The 17,577-nt window shown below is 44.3% G+C and carries 22 protein-coding genes; all 22 read left to right on the top strand.

Going from position 1 to position 17,577, the window contains the following annotated elements:
• Positions 1–18: 18 nt before the first annotated feature.
• The 22 genes from DEAC_RS04875 (at position 19) to DEAC_RS04770 (ending at position 17,462) form a co-directional block, all read left to right on the top strand.
• Positions 19–603, top strand: coding sequence for a manganese efflux pump MntP (locus DEAC_RS04875; RefSeq protein ID WP_047808915.1), 585 nt, complete (start codon positions 19–21; stop codon positions 601–603).
• Between the two features lie 12 nt (positions 604–615).
• Entirely contained in the window at positions 616–1,068 is a 453-nt protein-coding gene (locus tag DEAC_RS04870) for a low molecular weight protein arginine phosphatase (RefSeq protein ID WP_047808914.1), read from the top strand.
• Between the two features lie 145 nt (positions 1,069–1,213).
• A complete protein-coding gene (gene rpiB, locus DEAC_RS04865) occupies positions 1,214–1,663 on the top strand; it encodes a ribose 5-phosphate isomerase B (RefSeq protein WP_047808913.1) in 450 nt (149 codons plus the stop codon).
• A 153-nt stretch (positions 1,664–1,816) separates the two neighbouring features.
• Positions 1,817–2,377 (top strand): TIGR01440 family protein, encoded by a 561-nt coding sequence (locus DEAC_RS04860; protein ID WP_047808912.1) that lies wholly within the window; start codon positions 1,817–1,819, stop codon positions 2,375–2,377.
• 37 nt (positions 2,378–2,414) lie between these two features.
• Positions 2,415–3,671, top strand: a complete 1,257-nt coding sequence (locus DEAC_RS04855; protein ID WP_047808911.1) for a serine hydroxymethyltransferase — start codon at positions 2,415–2,417, stop codon at positions 3,669–3,671.
• Between the two features lie 16 nt (positions 3,672–3,687).
• On the top strand, positions 3,688–4,317 hold the full coding sequence (upp, locus tag DEAC_RS04850; protein WP_047808910.1) for a uracil phosphoribosyltransferase: 630 nt from the start codon (positions 3,688–3,690) through the stop codon (positions 4,315–4,317).
• The gene (locus DEAC_RS04845) at positions 4,317–4,787 is read left to right on the top strand and encodes a deoxycytidylate deaminase (protein ID WP_047808909.1); all 471 of its coding nucleotides are present in this window, start codon (positions 4,317–4,319) and stop codon (positions 4,785–4,787) included. The genes upp and DEAC_RS04845 overlap by 1 nt, the downstream gene beginning before the upstream one ends.
• A gap of 58 nt (positions 4,788–4,845) precedes the next feature.
• Positions 4,846–5,967, top strand: coding sequence for a non-hydrolyzing UDP-N-acetylglucosamine 2-epimerase (gene wecB / locus DEAC_RS04840; RefSeq protein ID WP_282434436.1), 1,122 nt, complete (start codon positions 4,846–4,848; stop codon positions 5,965–5,967).
• A 210-nt stretch (positions 5,968–6,177) separates the two neighbouring features.
• Positions 6,178–6,402 carry an AtpZ/AtpI family protein gene (locus DEAC_RS04835; protein WP_047808907.1) on the top strand — a complete coding sequence of 75 codons (225 nt, stop codon included), beginning with the start codon at positions 6,178–6,180 and terminating at the stop codon, positions 6,400–6,402.
• A complete protein-coding gene (locus DEAC_RS04830; RefSeq protein ID WP_047808906.1) occupies positions 6,392–6,760 on the top strand; it encodes a hypothetical protein in 369 nt (122 codons plus the stop codon). The genes DEAC_RS04835 and DEAC_RS04830 overlap by 11 nt, the downstream gene beginning before the upstream one ends.
• Positions 6,753–7,511 carry a F0F1 ATP synthase subunit A gene (gene atpB / locus DEAC_RS04825; RefSeq protein ID WP_047808905.1) on the top strand — a complete coding sequence of 253 codons (759 nt, stop codon included), beginning with the start codon at positions 6,753–6,755 and terminating at the stop codon, positions 7,509–7,511. Before DEAC_RS04830 ends, atpB begins: the two co-directional genes overlap by 8 nt.
• A gap of 108 nt (positions 7,512–7,619) precedes the next feature.
• Positions 7,620–7,853, top strand: a complete 234-nt coding sequence (gene atpE, locus DEAC_RS04820; RefSeq protein WP_047808904.1) for a F0F1 ATP synthase subunit C — start codon at positions 7,620–7,622, stop codon at positions 7,851–7,853.
• A 111-nt stretch (positions 7,854–7,964) separates the two neighbouring features.
• Positions 7,965–8,462 (top strand): F0F1 ATP synthase subunit B, encoded by a 498-nt coding sequence (gene atpF / locus DEAC_RS04815; protein ID WP_047808903.1) that lies wholly within the window; start codon positions 7,965–7,967, stop codon positions 8,460–8,462.
• A complete protein-coding gene (locus DEAC_RS04810) occupies positions 8,459–9,025 on the top strand; it encodes a F0F1 ATP synthase subunit delta (protein WP_047808902.1) in 567 nt (188 codons plus the stop codon). Before atpF ends, DEAC_RS04810 begins: the two co-directional genes overlap by 4 nt.
• 4 nt (positions 9,026–9,029) lie before the next feature.
• Positions 9,030–10,538, top strand: a complete 1,509-nt coding sequence (gene atpA, locus DEAC_RS04805; RefSeq protein WP_047808901.1) for a F0F1 ATP synthase subunit alpha — start codon at positions 9,030–9,032, stop codon at positions 10,536–10,538.
• 24 nt (positions 10,539–10,562) lie between these two features.
• On the top strand, positions 10,563–11,405 hold the full coding sequence (gene atpG / locus DEAC_RS04800; protein ID WP_047808900.1) for an ATP synthase F1 subunit gamma: 843 nt from the start codon (positions 10,563–10,565) through the stop codon (positions 11,403–11,405).
• Positions 11,406–11,441: 36 nt separating this feature from the next.
• Entirely contained in the window at positions 11,442–12,839 is a 1,398-nt protein-coding gene (atpD, locus tag DEAC_RS04795; RefSeq protein WP_047808899.1) for a F0F1 ATP synthase subunit beta, read from the top strand.
• A 3-nt stretch (positions 12,840–12,842) separates the two neighbouring features.
• Positions 12,843–13,250: a F0F1 ATP synthase subunit epsilon gene (locus DEAC_RS04790; RefSeq protein WP_047808898.1), complete on the top strand. Its 408-nt coding sequence runs from the start codon at positions 12,843–12,845 to the stop codon at positions 13,248–13,250.
• Between the two features lie 343 nt (positions 13,251–13,593).
• Positions 13,594–14,250 (top strand): YwmB family TATA-box binding protein, encoded by a 657-nt coding sequence (locus DEAC_RS04785; RefSeq protein WP_047808897.1) that lies wholly within the window; start codon positions 13,594–13,596, stop codon positions 14,248–14,250.
• A gap of 110 nt (positions 14,251–14,360) precedes the next feature.
• Complete coding sequence (murA, locus tag DEAC_RS04780) at positions 14,361–15,611, top strand: UDP-N-acetylglucosamine 1-carboxyvinyltransferase (protein WP_047808896.1); 1,251 nt, start codon at positions 14,361–14,363, stop codon at positions 15,609–15,611.
• A gap of 153 nt (positions 15,612–15,764) precedes the next feature.
• Entirely contained in the window at positions 15,765–16,694 is a 930-nt protein-coding gene (gene spoIID / locus DEAC_RS04775) for a stage II sporulation protein D (protein WP_047808895.1), read from the top strand.
• A 126-nt stretch (positions 16,695–16,820) separates the two neighbouring features.
• Positions 16,821–17,462 (top strand): murein hydrolase activator EnvC family protein, encoded by a 642-nt coding sequence (locus DEAC_RS04770; RefSeq protein WP_242847073.1) that lies wholly within the window; start codon positions 16,821–16,823, stop codon positions 17,460–17,462.
• Positions 17,463–17,577 lie beyond the last annotated feature (115 nt).

The following is a 17,577-nucleotide window of genomic DNA, read 5'->3' as shown; positions in this document are numbered from 1 at the left end:
AGAACGGAGGGAAGGGTATTGAATTTAGCGTGGGTTATTGCCGTAGCAATTGCCTTAGGCACTGATGCATTCTCCTTATCACTGGCGATCGGCTTGTCCGGAATTAGGAAAGCCTTAATGTTGAAATTTATCGTTGTAGTAGCTGCTTTCCATGTGCTGATGCCTTTGGGTGGAATGGTCTTAGGTCAGGCTTTAGGAGCTATTTTAGGACAATTTGCAAGTTGGATTGGTGCCTTGATATTGATAGGCTTGGGCGGGCATGTATTTTACAAAGTATACCATCCAACGAAAGAACAATTTTCCTTTGCTGAGGCTAAGAAAGCCTTGCGGCAGAAAAGGCTGTTTGTAGACATTTCCTATAAAGGATGGAGCCTTTATGTGATGGCAGCTAGTGTCAGCTTGGATGCTTTGAGCGTAGGCTTTTCGCTAGGGACATTTGGCTTCAATATCTTGATCAGCGTTATAGCAATGGGTCTTATTGCGGGATTGATGACAGGAATGGGCCTGCTTTTAGGACGCGTAATCGGTACACGTTTGGGAGATAAGGCGGAATTATTGGGTGGCATCGCTTTGCTTTTAATTGGCGTAAAATTGTTATTCTGATGGGGTGTCGTTATGGCGTTAAAACTGCTGTTTGTATGCACGGGTAATACTTGCCGAAGTCCGATGGCAGAAAGGCTGGCCCGGCAGATTTTGGGCAAAGAGGTTCAAGTCGCTTCGGCAGGAATAGAAGCTTGGGAAGGTGAGAAGGCAAGCCTTCAGGCTTTAGAAGTTCTTAAAGAAAAGAAACTGGATCTTTCCGATCACCGGGCAAGGAAAATCAGCGCAGAACTAATGAGTGAGGCAGATTGGATTATTCCAATGACCCAAGCTCAGGAAGAACGTCTCAAATATCGTTTTCCTGAATTCGCTTCTAAAATTCGCTGTTTAGGCGGATGGGGAGAGCGGGGACGAGATATTCGCGATCCTTGGATGGGTTCAGTTGATGAATATCGTCGGACAGCTTTAGAAATTGAGGAGCTGCTACCCTCTCTTAAAGAACGCCTTGCAGAGGATATCGAGAAATGACAGAGCAAGGCATAAGATGAAATGAAGATGATTACACTAGCGACGTTGTCGCTATTTTTTTTGGGATTGCCAAGTTTTCATAGTTTGCAGGGATTTTGTAAGTATTTGTAGAACTGAATGAATACATAGAAATGGAGGAATTAAAGTGAGAGTTGTTCTTGGAGCAGACCATGGAGGATACGAACTCAAGGAGGCCATTCGCGGTCACCTAGAGTCACAAGGATATGAGGTTCTCGACGTAGGAACTTACTCGACAGATTCAGTAGATTATCCCATGTATGGATTTGCAGTGGGTAATGCCATCCTAAAGGGTGAAGCTGATTTGGGAATTGCGGTATGTGGAACGGGACAGGGAATATCTATAGCCGCTAATAAACTTCCGGGAATTCGCTCTGCCGTTTGCACGGAGACCTTTTCGGCAAGGATGGCTCGAGAACATAATAATGCCAATGTTTTAGCATTAGGCGGAAGAGTTGTAGGTGTTGGACTGGCGCTAGACATCGTTGATATCTTTCTGAAAACTGAATTTTCAGGAGGGAGACATGAACGACGCATAAATTTGATTACCGACTTTGAACTTGGCAAGAAGGTTTGATCCGGTTTTTAAGGCCTCCACTTCTATAAGTGGGGGTGGGTCCTTCGTTGCCTCGGCAATAATGTCCACTGGACATTATTGTATCTGAAGCACCGATGTTCGGCTTTAGCGTAAGCGAGTTCACTTAAGTCCGTGGAAGGAGGAGCCTTGTACGTGGAAAACGATGCTTCGCAAAAACTTCAAGAATTAAAGCAAGAGTGGGAAGGAATTCTTGACGGCTTCTTTCAGCAAGTGACACTGCGTTCTCAGCAGATTCTTGTTCTAGGATGCAGCACCAGTGAGGTCGTTGGACATCGAATAGGGCAAGGAAGCAGTTTAGAGGTTGCTGAGATATTATTGCCGCCCTTGTTAAATCGAGTTCGCCAAAAAGGAATTTATTTAGCAGTTCAGGGATGCGAACACATTAACCGTGCTTTAGTTGTCGAAGAGGATTGCGCAGAACATTATGGCTTAGAGATCGTTACGGTACTTCCTGCGCTCCATGCCGGAGGTGCTATGACTGTTAAAGCTTGGGATTCCTTTATGTCACCGGTCATGGTTGAGACCATCCAAGGTCATGCCGGGATAGATGTTGGAGATACTTTCATCGGCATGCACCTGCGCCCGGTCGTTATTCCTGTCCGGCTTCACGTTAAAGAATTGGGCGAAGCTCATCTTACCCTCGCCCGAACTCGCCCGCGCCTTATCGGAGGTCCAAGGGCCAGATACGAATGATCTTTCATACTCAAACTACAGAATAGGAGCGAATAACATGGATTATATCAATCAATGGGTTAAACCACAGGACCCGGAAGTCGCTGCAGCAATGGAACAAGAGGAAAATCGACAGAGGCAGACTATTGAACTTATTGCTTCCGAGAACTTTGTAAGCAGAGCCGTCTTAGCCGCTCAAGGTTCAGTTTTAACCAACAAATATGCCGAAGGTTATCCGGGCAAACGCTACTATGGAGGCTGCGAATATGTCGATGTGGTAGAAAATTTAGCTCGGGAACGGATTAAAAAAATTTTTGGGGCCGAACATGCCAATGTTCAGCCACATTCAGGATCTCAAGCCAATATGGCAGTATATTTCGCTATGTTAAAACCTGGAGACACTGTGCTGGGAATGAATTTATCTCATGGAGGACATTTAACGCACGGCAGTCAAGTGAATATTTCCGGAACTTATTTTAACTTTGTTTCTTATGGAGTCGATAAGGAAACGGAACGTATTGATTATGAAATGGTACGCAAATTGGCCCTTGAGCATAAGCCAAAATTAATCGTTGCCGGGGCGAGTGCTTATCCGCGAATTATTGATTTTGCTAAAATGCGAGAAATAGCCGATGAAGCAAAAGCTTTATTTATGGTTGATATGGCACATTTTGCCGGTTTAGTGGCGGCAGATCTTCATCCATCTCCAGTACCTTATGCTCACTTTGTAACTTCAACAACGCATAAGACCTTGAGGGGACCGCGGGGAGGGTTAATACTCTGTAAGGAAGAATTTGCCCAAGCCATTGACAAGGCCATTTTTCCCGGGATTCAGGGAGGGCCGTTGATGCATGTTATTGCTGCCAAAGCAGTCGCCTTTGGAGAAGCTCTGCATCCGGAATTTAAAGAGTATCAAAAACGAATCGTGGAAAATGCTCAAGCACTGGCGCAGAGCCTGGTAGAAAAGGGGTTCCGACTTGTTTCCGGAGGAACGGACAATCACCTTATGCTTGTGGACGTAAAACCAAAAGGGCTAACTGGTAAAGAAGCCGAACATATTCTCCACGAAGTCGGTATTACTGTCAATAAAAATACGATTCCTTTTGAAACGGAAAGTCCTTTTGTCACCAGCGGCATTCGTATTGGCACGCCTGCTGTTACTACTCGGGGGATGAACCCTCAGGCTATGGTGCAAATCGCCGAAGCAATTGACCTCGCCTTGACCTCTCACCGTGAACCTGATAAACTAGCGAAGGCACGGGGAATTGTCAGCGCACTGTGTGCTGAATATCCCTTATACGCTAATTTAAATTAGGAGTTGAGACCAGAATATGGCAAAACTTCAAGTTCTTGACCACCCTCTCATTCAACATAAGTTATCCTTAATTCGCGATGAAAAAACGGGTTCTAAAGAGTTTCGGGAGCTTGTTGAGGAAGTCGCAATGTTGATGGCTTATGAGGTAACCCGGGATTTTCCCCTTCAAGAAGTCGAAGTTCAAACCCCGGTAGGTTTGGCTAGAACCAAAGTAATTGCTGGTCGAAAAGTTGGGTTAGTTCCTATTCTTCGAGCGGGATTAGGTATGGTTGACGGCATGCTGCGGTTGATTCCTGCGGCAAAGGTTGGACATGTGGGCTTGTATCGGGATCCGGAGACTCTCTCTCCGGTAGAGTATTATTGCAAACTTCCCAGCGATATTGCCGAGCGGGATCTGATTATTATCGATCCCATGCTGGCAACAGGAGGTTCGGCCTCTGCTGCTATTACATTTTTAAAAGATCGTGGAGCCAAAAACATAAAATTAATGTGCCTCATTGCAGCACCGGAAGGTATAAAAGCTGTACAAAGTGCACATGCTGATGTTGATATTTTTGTTGCTGCCGTCGACGAACGTTTAAACGATCATGGCTATATAATCCCGGGGCTCGGTGATGCTGGGGACCGTCTGTTTGGGACAAAATGATGAAAAGGGAAAAACGCCCTAGCTGGGATAGTTATTTCATGCAGCTGGCACATGTTGCAGCCGGACGTTCTACCTGTCTGCGACGTCAAGTTGGAGCTGTAATTGTTAAGGACAAACAAATTTTAACGACCGGATATAATGGGAGTCCTTCGGGACTCCAACATTGTGAACAAATTGGGTGTCTGCGGCAGAGCTTAGACGTTCCTTCAGGGGAGCGTCATGAGATCTGCCGTGCTGTGCATGCGGAACAAAATGCTATAGTACAGGCAGCCAAGCATGGAGTGGCAATAACGGGGGCGGATCTTTATGTGACCCATCAGCCCTGTGTGCTCTGCACAAAACTGCTTATTAATGTCGGGATTATACGTGTGTTCTATCGTTATCCCTATCCGGATCAACTAGCCCTGGAGATGGCTAAAGAAGCGGGACTTCAGTTGATTCACTTTGAGGAAGACATTCCGAAATTGTGATAGTTTGGTCACCTCTCTATATCAATTGAGAGGTGACTCAATCGAAGGGAGAAAGCCTGTGATCAGACGAAAAAAAGTGATGGTGGTGTTCGGTACTCGGCCAGAGGCAATTAAAATGGCCCCTGTTATCCAAGCCCTTAGGCAGCAAGAAGCAATTCACTGTCAGATCACCGTGACAGCCCAGCATCGCGAGATGTTAGATCAGGTTCTGGAATTGTTTAAGTTAACTCCTGATTTTGATCTTAATCTAATGAAACAAGGTCAAACTCTGACCGATATAACAACACGCGCTCTTAATGGACTCCGGGAAGTATTCCAGCAGGAATCACCTGATCTTGTATTAGTTCACGGAGATACAACGACTACCTTTGTAGCTGCTCTGGCAGCCTTCTATGCCCAAATACCTATCGGGCACGTTGAAGCGGGATTGCGTACGGGGAATAAATATTCTCCCTATCCGGAAGAAATGAATCGCAGACTGGCTGGAGTCCTGACAGATCTGCATTTTGCGCCTACGGAAAGAGCAAGAGAAAATCTCCTGCGGGAAGGGGTTGCGCAGGAAAAAGTATTTGTTACAGGTAATACTGTAATTGATGCTTTGCTGGCGACGGTAAAAGCTGATTATCTTTTTCGGGAACCCCAAATTCAAGCCATCCTTAAACAAGGTAATACATCGCGAATGGTTTTAGTTACCACCCATCGCCGAGAAAATCTTGGGGAACCGATGCGGCAAATATACCAGGCTTTAAGCAAGATGCTGGAAATATTCCCTGAAACATATGTAGTATTTCCAGTTCATAAGAATCCAAAGGTTCGAAAAGTGGTTGATGAAGTCCTTGGAAAACACCCTCGTGTCTATCTTATTGAACCAATGGATTATGAACCATTTGTAAATCTGATGGCACGGTCGTATTTAATATTGACAGATTCAGGTGGGATTCAAGAGGAAGCCCCTTCTCTCGGTAAGCCGGTTTTAGTAGTCAGAGATACTACAGAAAGGCCTGAGGCAGTGGAAGCTGGGACAGTTTCCCTTGTTGGTACGGGGTATGACAGTGTGTTATCTGAGCTTAAACGTTTGTTGAGTGATGATGATGCTTACCGAAAAATGGAAATGGCAAGCAATCCGTATGGAGATGGCCATGCAGCAGAACGAATCGTGCAAATTATTAATAAAAATTGAATTCAGCAATAGAAATATACTATGTATAAAAAAGCACAAAGTTATGGTATAGTATGTTACAATAGGATTTGGAAATAACGCAAAAGATAAAGAGCAAAAGATAATATTAAAAATAATCTTTTGAATACTCTTTTATCGAGGATAAAAAGAAGGATTTATACATTAGTTACGTGGAAGTATTTACTAGCACATAGCAAAGGACGAGGGAATGTGGCGAGTAGTCTTAAAGGATGGCAAAAGGCACTAGCGATAGGTTCAAGTATTGCGTCCATATTGGCGGGACTCGTCGGTGGAGGATTTTTTTGGGGGCGATATCTGGATGCTCGTTGGGGAACACAGCCCTTATTCACTATTGGCCTGATGCTGGTTGGGTTAGTATTCGGAGCGAGCTATCTAATAATTACTTTAAAAGAGTGGATAGCCGATGAGAAGTAGCCGCGTTGCCTTCTGGGGCGTAACAGCATGTTTATTACTGGGATTTGCAGTGACAGGCTATCAAGGTTTCTTGGGAAGTTTAGTAGGGTATTGGGCCGGTTTCGGTTATACCATTTGGGTCTACCGTGATACGCTAATTAGTTCAGAGCTTGATATACATAACGCAATAAGACATATGCGCCGAAACTTTTTATCTCGGTTAGGAGTAGTTACCTTAATTGTCGCCGCTGTGGGACGTTTTCAAAGGGGCTGGCTTCCAGGTTTAGCATTAGGGATTGCTGTGGGGTTGATAATTTCTTTTATCACCGTTGCAATACAAAGAAATCATTTAGAAAGGGGGGAGGAAAAGAATGGCTGACGAAACCGTATTATGGCACTTGGGAAACATGACCTTCCACGCAAGAACATTAATTAATACTTGGCTGGTAATGGCTGCTATTTTAATTTTTTGCTTAATAGGGGTTCGTAATTTAACAAGCGGCAAACCTGGTAAAATGCAGAATGTCATGGAATGGATTGTCGACTTTGTTAAGAACCTGGTATCCGATAATATGAACTACGAACAAGGACGCCCGCTCTTAGGTTATTTATTGACGTTGATTATGTTTGTTTTCTTTTCTAACATGGTCAGTGTGATCCCGAACCTAACATTTGGCCTTTTCGAGAATTTTCACATAGACTTTGCCCATTTGAATGAGATTTTTGCACGTCAAGAGTATTTTTCAGCTGCACCCACTTCAGATATTAATGTTACCATGGCTTTAGCATTATTAACAATTATTTTGGTAGTAAGCCTGGGCATAAAGACTAAAGGGGCGCATTATTTCCATCATTTTGTTGAACCCAATCCGGTATTTGCGATTATTCACCTTATTGACTTATTGGCTAAGCCATTGACGCTCGCCTTTCGTCTATTTGGAAATATCTTCGCCGGCGAGATCCTTGTCAAGGTTATTTGGATGCTTCCAGGAATGAGTGTTCTTCCAGGAGTATTGCCGCAGGTTGTTTGGCTGGCCTTTAGTATCTTTATCGGTGCCATCCAAGCATATGTATTCACGGTATTGACTACCGCGTATATATCTCAGGCGGTCACGCCCTCTGAGCACTAATTTAACCGTTTTTGTCACCATTCTTAGGTTAGTTTTCAGTGAAGTTTTGAAGTTCACTGAGGGAATAATTTTTATTAATTTTTGGAAATTAAGAAGGGAGGAAATTTAATGGAAGCGCATGCTGCAGCTGCACTTGGTGCAGGAATTGCTGCTGGTTTAGCGGCCTTTGGAGCATCACTCGGTAATGGTAATGTTATTAGCAAAACGATTGAGGGTATCGCCCGTCAACCAGAGGCTAAAGCAACATTACAATCAACCATGTTTATCGGTGTAGGCTTGGTTGAGGCTCTGCCACTCCTTAGCTGGGTCGTTGGACTGTTGTTGATGTTTACAGTGAAGTAAGTTCGTATGATGGGCTAACGGATTGCGCCTATCTTAATCAAGGGGGGACGTAAGTTCCCCCTTGAAAAAAATCATCCCGACGACAATCAGACTCGAGAGGGGGGTAGACCATTGGGTGGGAATCCTATTCAATTCGACTGGACATTAGTAGCTACAATTATATCATTCCTGCTGCTCGTTTGGCTGCTGAAGGCGAAAGCATGGGGCCCGTTAATGAAAGTAATGGAAGAACGACGGACTCATATTGAATCCATGCTGTCCCAGGCGGAAAATGAACGACTACAGGCTGAACAAATAAAACGTGAATACCAAGAAGAAATGCGTAAAGCTCGTCAGGAAGCTCAAGAGGTGATTGCCAAGGCCACAAAGGTGAGTGAACAACGTGCCGCTGAAATCTTGGCTGAATCCCACGAGGAAGCTGAAAAAATCAAGAAATCTGCCCTTGTAGATATTGAAAGAGAACGGGATCGCGCAATTTCTGAAGTTAAGGCACAAGTTGCGGATTTGTCAGTTCTCGTGGCTGAAAAGATTATTCGTCAAAAGCTTGACCTGAAAGGTCAAGGGGATCTCATTGAACAATTCATTCAAGAAGTAGGGGAAATGCAATGATAAATGGATCACTTGCTCGCAGATACTCTCAAGCCTTGTTTGAAATTGCCTCGGAGACATCCCTTGATTCAATTGATGCCGACTTACGTGAACTAACGAAATTGGTTGAGGGAAATGATGAGGTCAAAAAAGTTTTGCTCCACCCACATATTTCGCTTAGCGAAAAGAAGTCGGTGATGGCAAAAATTCTTAGAGACGACTTCAGTGAAACTGTCCGTCATTTCCTCTATCTTTTGATTGACCGCAAAAGAGAAAATCTCTTGCCGTTCATTCAACGTGAGTTTACTCGGCTGGCGGATGAGGCACGAAGAGTTGTTGAAGCAAAAGTGGCTAGCGCCATTGCCTTAAGTGCTTCGCAACTCGACGATCTCAAAAAGGCTATAGGCCGTATGACGGGGAAAGATGTCCGTCTAATCAGCGAAGTACGAGAAGAACTCATTGGGGGAGTTCTTATTCAAATCGGAGACCGCGTGATGGATGGGACCATTGCACACGCTTTGGCTAAAATGCGTGAGGATTTACGTAAAAGCACAGATAAACCTCAGGAAGTAGGGGTGAAATAAAAGGATGAACTTGCGTCCAGAAGAAATTAGTTCTATTATCAGACAGCAAATTGAACGTTATGAATCGGCTGTCGATACCGTAGACGTCGGGACAGTTATCCAGGTTGGAGACGGAATTGCGCGTGTCTACGGTTTAGAGAAAGCCATGGCCGGTGAACTTTTAGAGTTTCCCGGTAAAGTATATGGCATGGCCATGAACCTTGAAGAAGATAATATTGGCTGCGTTATTCTTGGACCCTTCGCAGGGATCAAAGAGGGCGATCAGGTCAAGAGAACAGGTCGGATCGTGGAGGTCCCTGTCGGCGAGGCTTTGATTGGCCGGGTTGTTAATGCTCTTGGTCAGCCTATTGACGGCAAAGGGGAAATTGTAACGGATAAATTCCGTCCTATTGAAAACCGGGCATCTGGTGTTATTTCCCGGAAATCAGTACATGAACCTGTGCAAACCGGTCTTAAATCAATTGATGCTATGGTTCCGATTGGCAGAGGTCAGCGGGAATTAATCATCGGCGACCGTGAAACAGGTAAAACTGCTGTAGCAATCGATACGATTATTAACCAAAAAGGCCAAGATATGATTTGTATCTATGTCGCTGTTGGACAAAAAGCTTCGACCGTTGCCAGCGTCGTTCAAAAATTAGAAGAAAACGATGCTATGAAATACACGATTGTCGTTGCTGCCACAGCTTCTGAATCAGCACCAATGGTTTATATTGCGCCTTATTCCGGTGCTGCCATGGGTGAAGAATTCATGTATAACGGCAAGCATGTCTTGATTATTTATGATGATCTCTCGAAACAAGCGGTTGCTTATCGTGAACTTTCACTGCTCCTGAAGCGTCCGCCAGGCCGTGAAGCATATCCTGGGGATGTTTTCTACCTCCACTCTCGTCTCTTGGAGCGGGCTGCCAAACTTTCTGACGAACTCGGCGCCGGTTCAATGACAGCACTTCCTATTATCGAGACTCAGGCCGGTGACGTTTCGGCCTATATTCCTACAAATGTTATTTCCATTACAGATGGTCAGATCTTTTTGGAATCAGACCTCTTTTACTCCGGTTTCCGTCCGGCCATCAATGTCGGTCTCTCTGTTTCCCGGGTAGGAGGCAGTGCCCAAATCAAAGCTATGAAACAAGTAGCCGGTCAGCTCCGTTTGGACCTTGCCAGCTATCGTGAATTAGCAGCATTTGCCCAATTTGGTTCTGATTTGGATAAAGTCACCCAAATGCGCCTTAACCGCGGTAAAGTGACCATGGAAATTCTTAAACAGGCTCAGTATGCAACCTTACCTGTCGAAGAAGAAGTTGTCGTAATTTACGCTGCGGTTAAAGGATTTACCGATGATATTGACGTTGAGAAGATTGGGAAATTTGAGCAAGAGTACCTGCGTTTCATGCGCTCCGTTAAGGCTGACCTGTTGACTAAAATCCGCACCGAAAAGGCGCTCTCCAAAGACATGATCGCCGAACTGGAAAAAGCGATTAACGAATTCAAACAGGGGTTTGTGGCCTAGATTAAAAAGGAGTAGGTGAATGAGGTGGCAGGAGTACGCGATATTCGTCGCCGGATCCGCAGCGTACGCAATATGCAGCAGATCACGAAGGCGATGAAAATGGTTTCCGCGGCCAAACTCAGAAAAGCCCAACAAAAACTTATCGCTGCCCGCCCGTATGCCAACCAATTGCAAGGGGTCTTGGAGCGCCTATCACAGGCTGGGGATACTGTTCATCCGCTCTTAGTCAAGCGGCCTGTGCAAAAGGTGGTTTATGTATTAATTACATCGGACCGTGGTCTTTGCGGAGGGTATAATGCTAACCTGATTCGGAAGACGACCGGTTTGATTGCCGAAACGCCGCAAGAAGTTAAGTTGGTGACGGTAGGCCGCAAAGGTCGGGATTTCTTCCGCCGCGGTAAAATTGAGTTTTTGGCTGAGTTTGTAGCGCTTGGTGATGATCCAAGTTTTAATCAAGCAAAAGAAGTAGCTAAAGAAGTAATACGGCTTTATGAGCAAGGTGAAGCGGATGAAGTTTATTTATTGTATACTGAGTTCGTGAGTGCTATCACTCAAAGACCTTCCCAAGTCAAATTACTTCCCATCGAAAAACCTGAAGGTAAACACGGAAAACAATATATTTTTGAACCGTCTCCAGACGAAATCCTTGCAAGCTTATTGCCGAAGTATGTGGAAACACAGATCTTCCGCTCAATTCTTGAAGGAAAAGCTAGTGAGCAAGGTGCCCGGATGACGGCTATGAGTTCGGCAACAGATAATGCTACGGATATGATTGACCGGCTGTCTCTGGCCATGAATAGAGCTCGACAGGCGGCAATTACCAAGGAAATATCTGAAATTGTCGGTGGAGCAGCAGCATTAGAATAAGCTGCCGGAAATACCTAATAAGGAGGTTATGCGCCTGTGAAGAACGGCAAGGTATTGCAAGTCATGGGACCGGTAGTTGACGTTGCATTTGCACCCGATGAACTGCCGGAAATATATACTGCTATTAAGATCAAGGTTCCTGAAAAGAACATTGATCTAACCTTAGAAGCAGCTCAACATCTTGGGAACGACACTGTACGCTGCGTAGCTATGTCCTCAACCGATGGTTTGCAAAGAGGCATTGAGGCTATAAACACCGGTGCGCCGATTACGATTCCTGTCGGCCCCGCGACCCTGGGACGGATGGTTAATGTCTTAGGAGAACAAATCGATAACGTTGGTGAGATCAGTAATGAGCATACTTATCCGATCCACCGTCCGGCTCCGGCGTTTGAAGATCAAGAACCATCAACCCGTATTTTGGAAACCGGAATTAAAGTTATTGACTTACTGGCCCCCTACTCAAAGGGTGGAAAGATCGGACTCTTTGGTGGTGCCGGTGTTGGTAAGACAGTATTAATTATGGAACTCATTAATAACATCGCTAAGCAACACGGTGGTATCTCAGTATTTGCCGGTGTTGGTGAGCGGACTCGTGAAGGAAATGACCTTTATCACGAAATGAAAGAATCCGGCGTTATTGATAAGACTGCCATGGTGTTCGGTCAAATGAACGAACCGCCTGGAGCACGTCTGCGTGTAGGATTGACCGGGCTGACCATGGCTGAGTACTTCCGTGATGAACAAGGTCAAGACGTGTTGCTCTTCATCGACAACATTTTCCGCTTTACCCAAGCTGGATCTGAGGTTTCGGCTCTGCTTGGCCGGATGCCTTCAGCCGTTGGTTACCAACCAACCTTAGCAACTGAGATGGGTCAATTGCAGGAGCGGATTACGTCTACTCGTACAGGTTCTATTACATCGGTACAAGCTATTTATGTGCCGGCCGATGACTTAACAGACCCGGCTCCGGCCACAGCATTTGCTCACTTAGATGCTAAAACCGTTTTGTCCCGTGCTATTGCTGAGATCGGGATTTACCCTGCAGTGGACCCGCTGGATTCAACATCACGGATTCTTTCGCCGCAAGTACTTGGTGAAGAGCATTACGCGGTTGCCCGCCAAGTTCAGCAAATTCTGCAAAAATACAAGGAACTGCAAGATATTATCGCAATCCTGGGTATGGATGAGTTATCTGAAGAAGAAAAACTTATCGTTGCTCGGGCTCGTAAGATTCAACGTTTCTTGTCGCAGCCATTCTTCGTTGCTGAAAACTTTACGGGCTCACCTGGAAAGTATGTGCCCTTGAAAGACACAATTCGCGGCTTTAAAGAAATTGCGGAAGGTAAATACGATCACATTTCAGAGGCAGCCTTCCTAATGGCGGGACCCATTGAAGAAGTGGTTGAACGAGCCAAGAAAATGGAGGCGTAAGCCATGGCAAGTACATTCACTCTAAACGTTGTCTCTCCTGAAGGGAATGTTCTGAAGGAAGACGTTGAGTTCATTGTTCTGCCCGGTGGAGCCGGTGAACTCGGTATTTTGCCTAACCATGCGCCGCTGATTGCAGGACTTGATGTCGGTGTCGCTCGTATTACAAGCAATGGCACAGTTAAACGTGTAGCAGTAGCAGGAGGTTTTGTAGAAGTTGCTGACAATTCTGCGACTATTTTAGCAGATACGGCAGAGCTAAGCGAAACTATAGATCTTCAGCGTGCCATCGCTGCGAAAGAACGAGCAACCAAGCGTTTGTCATCACAAACCAGTGAAATAGATGTGAAACGGGCAGAGTACGCTCTGCGTAAAGCTTTGGCTCGTATTAGCGCATCAGAGAACAAAAAGTAAAATCATGAAGTGATTTCTTTTCACGGATTTCACGATTCCTCTGGAAGAATATATGGTTTTAAATTAAAAGGGACCCTTTGGGGTCCTTTTTCTTTTGCTTGGAATATCCAGCTGGTCAATTAATTGCCGCAAAATATTTGTGTTGTCAGCGAGGCATATACTTTGGGATCAGAATTTGCAATGCGAAAGAGACTGATAATTAAGGCAAATTTGAACGGGTCAATTTTAATGTCTAGCTAAATAAAAATTTAAAAAATAATTTTAAAGAGTGTAGATAATATCGTTAGCTTTTGTTCGATTTGGTAAAACTAAATATAAGTCGAACGTGAGCGAGGTTTGAGTTTTGAAAGATAAAGTCCTAAATCAATTTGAAAATCAGAGCCGATTCATCGGCATAATAATGATTTGTCTTTTGCTTATCACCATGGAAGCAAACACTTTAATGGCAAATAGTCAAAGAACTACGAAATATAGTCCTAATAAGACTGTACCGTTACTATTAAATTCAAAATTGGCGGATAGTACTCTCGCGACGATTAAAGTGATCATTTGGTTTGATAATTCTAACCTTCGAATTGATCACTTATCAAAGCCTCCTTTGAAGAATTGGACATGGTCTTCGAAATACTCTCAAGCAGGAAATGGTAGTCGTGCGTTGACAATTTCAGGGGAAGGAATCGTAAATAAAATACAAGAACTTCAAGTGTATACGTGGTATACTATAATGGTGCCGCAAATCGCTAAAGAAGGCGGAAGGATATACTTCGATGAGCGTATTCCGGAAGGCCTTGATATATCAGCCTATTTAAACTACATACAGGCTCAGCCGGTTCAGTGGACCCTATCAAATAATTTAATATCCATTGCAGCTTATGAACAGCACCTTAACCCGAGCGTGAAGGTTGGCAAAGACTCCCTAAACCTACAAGTGCTTAGCCGGGGAACAGCAAGGAAAGGTGAAACCGTTTTAGCTATTCCTGTATTATTAGAGGAATTTTAGAACAATTAAAGAGGAAATTCGTCGAAATCAAGCAGGAGAAAATACTAGGTAGAGAGAATAATAGTTAGCTGTGCTAATCATTAACCTAGAATAGGGGGTGTCTTCATAATTTGAGTAAGCTTATAATTACCGGCGGTAAACAGCTTGAAGGGACAATTACTGTAAGCGGAGCAAAAAATGCTGTACTGCCTATCATAGCTGCAAGTTTGCTTTGTGCTGAACCTATACGACTCGAGGATGCTCCGGATTTACTCGATGTAAATATCATGAATCAGGTGATTTCTGCTTTAGGCGCAAAGGTTGTCCGGAAGGGTTCAACACTGGAAATACAAGCAAGTTCGATAGATTGCATTGAGGCCCCATATGAACTCGTTTCTCAGATGAGAGCGTCGATCGTCACCATGGGCCCAGTTTTAGCTCGTCAAGGACATGTGCGAATTTCTCATCCTGGAGGCTGCGCCATAGGTTCCCGTCCCATAAACTGGCATCTCAAAGGCTTGGAAGCCTTAGGCGCAGATGTTAGGATGGATCACGGGTTTCTGGATGTTACAGCGAAAGAGCTAAAAGGCGCCAGGATTTATTTGGATTATCCCAGTGTTGGCGCAACAGAAAATATTATGATGGCGGCGGTGTTGGCTCAGGGAACAACGCTGATTGAAAATGCAGCACAAGAACCGGAAATTGTCGATTTAGCAACATTTATTAATGAAATGGGTGGAAAAGTTCGAGGTGCCGGAACGAGTATAATTCATATTGAAGGTGTACAGGAACTACATGGTACTACGCATACGGTGATACCTGACCGTATAGAAGCAGGAAGCTATATGTTGATGGCTGCTGCGACAGGCGGAAATGTTTTAGTACAAAATGTCATCGCGGATCATCTTAAACCCTTAATTGCGAAAATGGAAGAGTCAGGGATTGATATCAGCGAAGAAGGTGATGGAATTCGGGTCATTGGCGACGGCAACTATACTGCCGTTGATATCAAAACTCAAGTGCACCCCGGATTCCCGACGGATTTACAGGCGCCTTTTATGGCTTTTCTGACTCGAGCTAAAGGTACGGGGTTAATAACAGAAACTGTCTTTGAAAATCGTTTTATGCATGTCGATGAACTTAAACGCATGAGAGCAGAAATTAAGATCGAAGGACGAAGTGCCGTTGTCCAGGGGATTCAACGTCTGAATGGAGCGCCTGTGACAGCGACGGATTTAAGAGCTGGCGCTGCTCTAATACTAGCTGCTTTAACGGCTGAAGGAACGTCTGAAATACGAGGAATTCAGCATATAGATCGAGGGTATGAGAAGGTAGAAGAAAAACTTTCTCGTATTGGGGGCAATATTATTCGTTCGGAGTAATCCAGAGCTGGGTTGTAAAAACAAAGATGGGGTGATAACAAACTTGCTGTTTGTTATCACCCCATTTGTTTTTGAGTTCTTTTATAGCTCTTGCCATATTCGAAAGTCAGTCTGCATAGATTGAAGAGAAGGCTTGGACTTTGGGGGGATACAATGAAGAAAGAGTGGATGTGGCTTATTGTCATCTCGATATGTATAGGATTGTTAATTCCTTGGAGTGTGCTGCGCTGGCAAAGGGAGAAAGTTGCTGCCAATGACATATTTATTAGGGTACTTATGACCAATGGGAAGGTCTCGTCAATGCCACTTGAGGATTATCTTATAGGTGTTGTGGCGGCGGAAATGCCGGCAGACTTTCAACTCGAAGCGCTAAAGGCGCAGACAATAGCAGCTAGAACCTATGCTGTTAAACAGTACAGTGCGAGAAAATTAACTGATAAAGGTTATGATGTCGACACAACCGTTAAGACACAGGCATGGCTTACAAATGCTCAAATCAGAAATAAATGGGGCCTCATAAATTATTGGCGGTATCGAGGAAAATTAGAAAAGGCTGTTAAAGAGACGCAAGGAATGGTACTGGTTGCCAATGGAGATTATATTGATGCCTTTTACCATAGCAGCAGTGGAAGAAAGCCAACAGAACGGTCAGAGGATGTCTGGACTTCTTCTCGTTCATATTTGCAAAATGTTAGTTCTGAAGAGACAAACCCTGAACGGTATGTTAAGAGTATCAGTTTCAGCCGAGGGGATTTAGCGAAGAAACTGGGAATTTCCTTTGTTCCGCAGCAATTTAATTTTCAAATCTTAAGTAAGACAACTGCAGGAAGGGCGAAGACGGTAAAGATTTTGGGTAAAGTATTTGAAGCCACTCAGCTTAGAGTATTACTTGGATTGCCTTCTACGGATATAGAAGGGGTTGTTCAGGGAGACCATCTAGTGATTACGGCCTATGGCAAAGGACATGCAGTTGGTATGTCGCAGTGGGGAGCTAATGATATGGCTCTCCGCAATATCAAAGCCCAGGAAATATTAACTCATTTTTATCCGGGTGCTAAAATTATGCAGATAACAATTAACTAGAGAGAGCTTGTGATAATATCCTGCCCCAAAACTCTTAGATCCTGTTGTCTGATGGAGGACTAAAGAAAAGAAGAATCGGCAACGATACTACTTGAGGTGAGAGCGATGATTCACTGGAGAGTATCCTTGAGTTGGATTTTAGTTTGGAGTTGTTCACTCTTAGTAGGGATTGCTATTCTATGCTTTGGCTATTTTGATAATATGTTAAGCCATTTCCAGCAACTTGAGCCATCAAAAATAGAACACGTGACACAAGCAGCAGCAAAACAAGAGACGTTACCAAGACTGCATAGTTCGAAAACAGGATTAGCCTTAGAGTCCCAGGCTCAGAAAGAAAAGGTACCGAATAAGGCAACATTAACATACAAGGATTTTCCAAGCCCTGTTCAAGGAAAAATTCTCCGTGGGATTGGAAACTGCTATCTTGCGGCCATAGAAAGTTACATGTTCCATCCGGGCGAAGATTTTTTGGAACCTGAAGGGACTGTTATTCGAGCAACTCATCGAGGAAAGGTCATTTTTGCTGGTCATGACCCGCTTCTAGGAGAGAAAGTAGTCTTAGATTGCAGTCAAGGCTGGATAGTAACCTATGGCTGCTTGGAAAATATCTGGGTCAAGACCGGAGAGAATGTAGAGAAACAAGAGATGCTTGGCCAAGTTGGATTTAACCCGGGTGCAGAAGGAATTAATGATCAGCCCCAGCTGCATTATGAGGTTCGGCACGGCAATACAATCCAAAACATTGAAACGGGTGGGTCAAATTTATAACGGTTAAAGATTTAGAGGAATATGTTTAATGAGAACACAGTATTTACCATGTGAGGACATCCATTTATGGATGTCTTTTTTCAATGAGAATGCATATAAATGTACTACACATGTG

This window comes from Desulfosporosinus acididurans, assembly GCF_001029285.1.
GTDB classification, from domain to species: Bacteria; Bacillota; Desulfitobacteriia; order Desulfitobacteriales; family Desulfitobacteriaceae; genus Desulfosporosinus; species Desulfosporosinus acididurans.
The sequence above is the reverse complement of the archived record's forward strand: the minus strand, read 5'-3'. Positions and strand labels throughout refer to the sequence as shown.

Bases quoted from the DNA above. Each gene is read 5' to 3' on its own strand.
- spoIID (WP_047808895.1), top strand. From the start codon at position 15,765: ATGAAGAAAGAGTGGATGTGGCTTATTGTCATCTCGATATGTATAGGA.
- DEAC_RS04870 (WP_047808914.1), top strand. From the start codon at position 616: ATGGCGTTAAAACTGCTGTTTGTATGCACGGGTAATACTTGCCGAAGT.
- DEAC_RS04855 (WP_047808911.1), top strand. From the start codon at position 2,415: ATGGATTATATCAATCAATGGGTTAAACCACAGGACCCGGAAGTCGCT.
- atpB (WP_047808905.1), top strand. From the start codon at position 6,753: ATGGCTGACGAAACCGTATTATGGCACTTGGGAAACATGACCTTCCAC.
- upp (WP_047808910.1), top strand. From the start codon at position 3,688: ATGGCAAAACTTCAAGTTCTTGACCACCCTCTCATTCAACATAAGTTA.
- DEAC_RS04830 (WP_047808906.1), top strand. From the start codon at position 6,392: ATGAGAAGTAGCCGCGTTGCCTTCTGGGGCGTAACAGCATGTTTATTA.
- atpE (WP_047808904.1), top strand. From the start codon at position 7,620: ATGGAAGCGCATGCTGCAGCTGCACTTGGTGCAGGAATTGCTGCTGGT.
- atpA (WP_047808901.1), top strand. From the start codon at position 9,030: ATGAACTTGCGTCCAGAAGAAATTAGTTCTATTATCAGACAGCAAATT.
- DEAC_RS04810 (WP_047808902.1), top strand. From the start codon at position 8,459: ATGATAAATGGATCACTTGCTCGCAGATACTCTCAAGCCTTGTTTGAA.
- DEAC_RS04845 (WP_047808909.1), top strand. From the start codon at position 4,317: ATGAAAAGGGAAAAACGCCCTAGCTGGGATAGTTATTTCATGCAGCTG.
- DEAC_RS04790 (WP_047808898.1), top strand. From the start codon at position 12,843: ATGGCAAGTACATTCACTCTAAACGTTGTCTCTCCTGAAGGGAATGTT.